This is a genomic window from Vibrio sp. 03_296, assembly GCF_002265885.1.
Map to the genome: position 1 here is coordinate 1 of NZ_NPKW01000026.1, position 4800 is coordinate 4800.

7 protein-coding genes are annotated in these 4800 nt (G+C 46.7%); all 7 read right to left on the bottom strand.

Annotated elements, in window-relative coordinates; translation table 11 throughout:
• On the bottom strand, nucleotides 1-243 hold a 243-nt coding region (locus CIK04_RS01855; RefSeq protein ID WP_325205690.1), incomplete at its 3' end, for a GTP-binding protein.
• A gap of 150 nt (nucleotides 244-393) precedes the next feature.
• Nucleotides 394-2493: an elongation factor G gene (fusA, locus tag CIK04_RS01860; protein ID WP_097353442.1), complete on the bottom strand. Its 2100-nt coding sequence runs from the start codon at nucleotides 2491-2493 to the stop codon at nucleotides 394-396.
• Nucleotides 2494-2568: 75 nt separating this feature from the next.
• Complete coding sequence (gene rpsG, locus CIK04_RS01865; RefSeq protein ID WP_011079316.1) at nucleotides 2569-3039, bottom strand: 30S ribosomal protein S7; 471 nt, start codon at nucleotides 3037-3039, stop codon at nucleotides 2569-2571.
• A gap of 117 nt (nucleotides 3040-3156) precedes the next feature.
• Nucleotides 3157-3531: a 30S ribosomal protein S12 gene (gene rpsL, locus CIK04_RS01870; RefSeq protein WP_011079315.1), complete on the bottom strand. Its 375-nt coding sequence runs from the start codon at nucleotides 3529-3531 to the stop codon at nucleotides 3157-3159.
• A gap of 171 nt (nucleotides 3532-3702) precedes the next feature.
• Nucleotides 3703-3978, bottom strand: coding sequence for a sulfurtransferase complex subunit TusB (gene tusB / locus CIK04_RS01875; RefSeq protein ID WP_039450006.1), 276 nt, complete (start codon nucleotides 3976-3978; stop codon nucleotides 3703-3705).
• An 8-nt stretch (nucleotides 3979-3986) separates the two neighbouring features.
• Nucleotides 3987-4343, bottom strand: a complete 357-nt coding sequence (tusC, locus tag CIK04_RS01880; protein WP_038963472.1) for a sulfurtransferase complex subunit TusC — start codon at nucleotides 4341-4343, stop codon at nucleotides 3987-3989.
• Nucleotides 4340-4735: a sulfurtransferase complex subunit TusD gene (gene tusD, locus CIK04_RS01885; protein ID WP_038963473.1), complete on the bottom strand. Its 396-nt coding sequence runs from the start codon at nucleotides 4733-4735 to the stop codon at nucleotides 4340-4342. Before tusD ends, tusC begins: the two co-directional genes overlap by 4 nt.
• Nucleotides 4736-4800: the final 65 nt, after the last annotated feature.

A 4800-nucleotide genomic window follows, 5' to 3' on the forward strand; every position in this document is an offset into this window, starting at 1 on the left:
GTCTACGTGTGCGTAGTGGCGAGCTGGAGTGTCGTACTCTACGTGAGAAGTAGAGATTGTGATACCACGCTCACGCTCTTCTGGAGCGTTGTCGATTGATGCGAAGTCACGAGCAGCACCGCCGTAAACTTTTGCAAGAGTAGTACAGATAGCTGCAGTTAGAGTTGTTTTACCGTGGTCAACGTGGCCGATAGTACCAACGTTTACGTGCGGTTTTACACGTTCAAATTTTTCTTTAGACACGTTCGTGTTCCTTCCTAGTTATGATTCGCCACGATCAGAATTGATCGAGACGCGCCAGAAATTGTTATTTTATGCGCCAACGCTCGTCAGCGCAATATTTGGACGTATTGATCTGCAAAAAAGAACCTTTTTCACGATCAATACTCCCGATTAGTAGCCACGTTCTGCGACAATTGCTTCCGCAATGTTCTTAGGCACTTCTGCATACTCGAAGAATTCCATCGAGTAAGAGGCACGACCTTGAGTCGCAGAGCGCAGGTCGGTAGCGTAACCAAACATCTCAGAGAGTGGCACTTGAGCGCGAATGATCTTCAGACCAGCTACGCCTTCATCCATACCTTCAATGATGCCGCGGCGACGGTTCAAGTCACCCACCACGTCACCCATCCAGTCTTCTGGAGTGGTTACTTCAACCTTCATCATAGGCTCAAGAATAACAGGTTGCGCTTCTAGAGCACCCTTCTTGAATGCCATCGAACCAGCGATCTTAAACGCCATTTCGCTCGAGTCGACATCGTGGTAAGAACCGTCAAATAGTGTCGCTTTAATGTCGAGTACTGGGTAACCCGCTAGTACACCACTATTCATTTGTTCTTCGATACCTTTCGATACCGAACTGATGTATTCCTTAGGAATAACACCACCAACCACTTCATCAACAAAGACAAAACCTGCACCAGGTTCAGAAGGTTCAAGTTTGATCCACACGTGACCATATTGACCACGACCGCCTGATTGACGAACAAACTTGCCTTCAACTTCCGATTTACCACGAATAGTTTCACGGTAAGCAACCTGAGGTTTACCTACGTTACAATCCACGCTGAATTCGCGCTTCATGCGATCAACGATGATATCTAGGTGTAGTTCACCCATACCAGAGATCAGCGTCTGACCAGTTTCCGCATCCGTTTCTACGCGGAATGATGGGTCTTCTGCAGCCAGTTTACCTAGTGCAATACCCATTTTCTCCTGGTCAGCTTTCGAACGCGGTTCAACCGCGATTTGAATCACTGGCTCAGGGAATTCCATTCGTTCAAGGACCACTTTGTGGTCTGAGTTACAGAGGGTATCACCCGTTGTAACGTCTTTCAGACCAATCGCTGCTGCGATGTCACCTGCGCGAACTTCTTTAATTTCTTCACGTTTATTCGCGTGCATCTGAACGATACGTCCAAAACGCTCTTTCTTTTGCTTCACGGAGTTGTAAACAGCATCACCTGTATTTACTACACCAGAGTAGACACGAATAAAGGTTAGCGTTCCTACAAATGGGTCAGTTGCAATCTTGAATGCCAACGCAGAAAACGGCTCGTTGTCGTCAGCATGACGCTCAACTTCGTTGTCATTTTCGTCGATACCCTTGATAGCAGGAACATCAATTGGCGATGGTAAGTATTCGATCACTGCATCCAATACCGCTTGAACACCTTTGTTTTTGAACGCACTACCACAAGTAGCAAGTACGATTTCGTTGTTTAGTGTACGAGCACGTAAGGCTTGTTTGATCTCAGCTTCAGTCAGCTCACCTTCTTCAAGGTACTTATCCATTAGCTCTTCGTTTGCTTCCGCTGCCGCTTCAACAAGGTTGTTGCGCCATTCTTCAGCAAGTTCGATCATGTCCGCTGGAATCTCTTCATAAGTGAAGGTCATGCCTTGATCGGCTTCATTCCAGTTGATCATTTTCATCTTGATTAGGTCGATGACACCTTTAAAGTTCTCTTCCGCACCAACGTTTAGTTGAATCGGAACAGGATTTGCACCAAGACGATTTTTAATTTGGTCCACAACGCGTAGGAAGTCTGCGCCTGCACGGTCCATCTTGTTAACGAATACCATACGTGGAACGTGGTATTTGTCTGCTTGACGCCATACAGTTTCAGACTGAGGTTCAACACCAGATGAGCCACAGAACACAACCACAGCACCATCAAGTACACGAAGAGAACGCTCTACTTCGATAGTAAAGTCAACGTGTCCAGGGGTATCAATGATGTTTACGCGATGATCTTGGAATTGTGCTTCCATACCACGCCAGAAGGTCGTAGTCGCAGCAGATGTGATTGTAATACCACGCTCCTGCTCCTGCTCCATCCAGTCCATGGTTGCAGCACCATCGTGAACTTCGCCGATTTTGTGAGAAAGGCCAGTGTAGAACAGAATACGCTCAGTTGTGGTTGTTTTACCTGCATCTACGTGAGCACAGATACCGATATTACGGTAGCGCTCAATAGGAGTTTTACGAGCCACGATTGTATCCTCTTACTAAGGGATTCCTTAGAGTGTAGAAAAGTGCTGCGAGAGGACCTCGCAGCACAGAAGGTATTACCAGCGGTAATGAGCGAATGCTTTGTTCGCTTCTGCCATACGGTGAACGTCTTCACGTTTCTTAACAGCAGTACCTTTGTTGTCTGACGCGTCTAGCATTTCAGCAGCTAGGCGAGCAGCCATAGATTTTTCACCACGCTTACGCGCAGCTTCAACCAACCAACGCATAGCAAGTGCGTTACGGCGAACCGGACGTACTTCTACTGGAACTTGGTAAGTTGAACCACCAACACGGCGAGATTTAACCTCTACCGCTGGGCGAACGTTTTCAAGAGCTTCTTCAAATACAGCTAAGTGATCTTTACCAGATTTCTCAGCCATAGTGTCTAGTGCAGTGTAAACAATTTTCTCTGCAACAGATTTTTTACCGTCAACCATAAGGATGTTAACGAATTTTGCCAGCAGTTCAGATTTGAACTTTGGATCTGGAAGGATCTTACGCTGACCAATAACGCGACGACGTGGCATGGATATTCTCCGTTGTCTTATTCTTCAGGTTATCCAAAACTTTTCAGTTTCTTCAAAATTAAAATTTAATTTTAGTGTTTGGCCTTACTTAACGCTTCTCTTGTAACAAGAAGGGCATTAAGACTTAGGACGTTTCACACCGTACTTAGAACGACCTTGTTTACGGTTGTTCACGCCTGCACAGTCAAGTGCACCACGTACTGTGTGGTAGCGAACACCTGGAAGGTCTTTAACACGGCCACCACGGATAAGAACAACCGAGTGCTCCTGAAGGTTGTGACCTTCACCGCCGATGTACGATGTTACTTCGAAGCCGTTTGTCAGACGTACACGACAAACTTTACGAAGTGCTGAGTTAGGTTTTTTAGGTGTAGTTGTGTAAACACGAGTACATACACCACGTTTTTGTGGGCACGCTTCAAGTGCTGGCACGTTGCTTTTAACAACTTGCTTCGCACGTGGCTTGCGTACCAACTGGTTAATAGTTGCCATTAACTAGCTCCTGATTTACTTAAAGTAAGCTTTGTGAAAAATCTAATCCCCAACCACGCAAGCGAGTTAGGGACGCAAAATTCTATGCAGCAGTGAGAAGTGTGTCAAGAAATATACGGATCTTTTTTGTCCAACTCGTTTTCCTCTCCTCTACAAACACAGAAGAATGGGTTACGACCACGTTAGTGAAGGTGAATGTTCCACCGTTAAATCAACCAATTGGTGGTAGTCCACGATGGGAATATTGGTGCTTAGTCGCGATTCAAGGCCTCTTGCCAGTACATCAGCGTGTAGCACATAAACGCCCTGTTTAGGTAAGAGTGACCGCAATGGGTGCACAGATGTGGCGGCATAAACCGCTTCTTCCAATAAGACGATGGCGTCAGATGCAGTGCAGAGGAGTAGAGCCTCTTCCAAGGCGTGAGAGCTCTTAATCAAATGAAGCATGAGATTCCTTAGAATGAAAGCAGTTGCGCCGAGTTATGAAGAACACCTTGTAGCCGCGCAGTGTCAACCACCTCGACCTCAATGAGCAAATCTTCACTCGTTAAGCCACGTTGCTGCAGCGATTGCTGGCAAACGTACACGTGCTCAATATCGTACAAATCAAATAACTTGAACATTGGCGCATAATCTTTACACAGAATGGAGGCCGTTTGCTGACCTGCCAGCAACTGATAGACACCATCACCGATGAAGACCACGCTGATCGCTTCGCAATACGCGGAGGCCGCTAGCAACGCATCAACGCCTTCTCTACCAGAAGAGCTGCTGTGTGGCGCGGTGCGAAAGAGATACGTTAACTGACTCAAAATTGTACCACTCTATCTTGGGTTAACATCGCTTCTGCCAAACTGCCCAAACCTGCTTGTTCGAACCCTTCCGCCAGATTATGTTGCAACAGACCATGCTGCGCGGCCTCAGATTGGCTCACAACACCGCGACGCAGTGCGGCAGCGACACAGGTCTCCAGCCTTACATTATGTTGCTTTGCCAACTGTTGCCATGCTTTGGTCAAATGAAATTCATCATTAGCAGGCACGGTGAGCTCAGTGCCATTGGTAACACCATCTTGATAGAAAAAGACACTCACTAAGGTATGTCCTTTCTCTATCAATGCGGTAGCAAACTGATACGCCGTTCGCGCCGATTGGCTACCATATACAGAGCCATTCACCACCAAAGTGTAGCGTAACGTGCTCACTTCTCATCTTCCTCAGTTTACGCTGACGGATGTAGAGGTAAACCGTGTGTTGAAATATTCAGTCG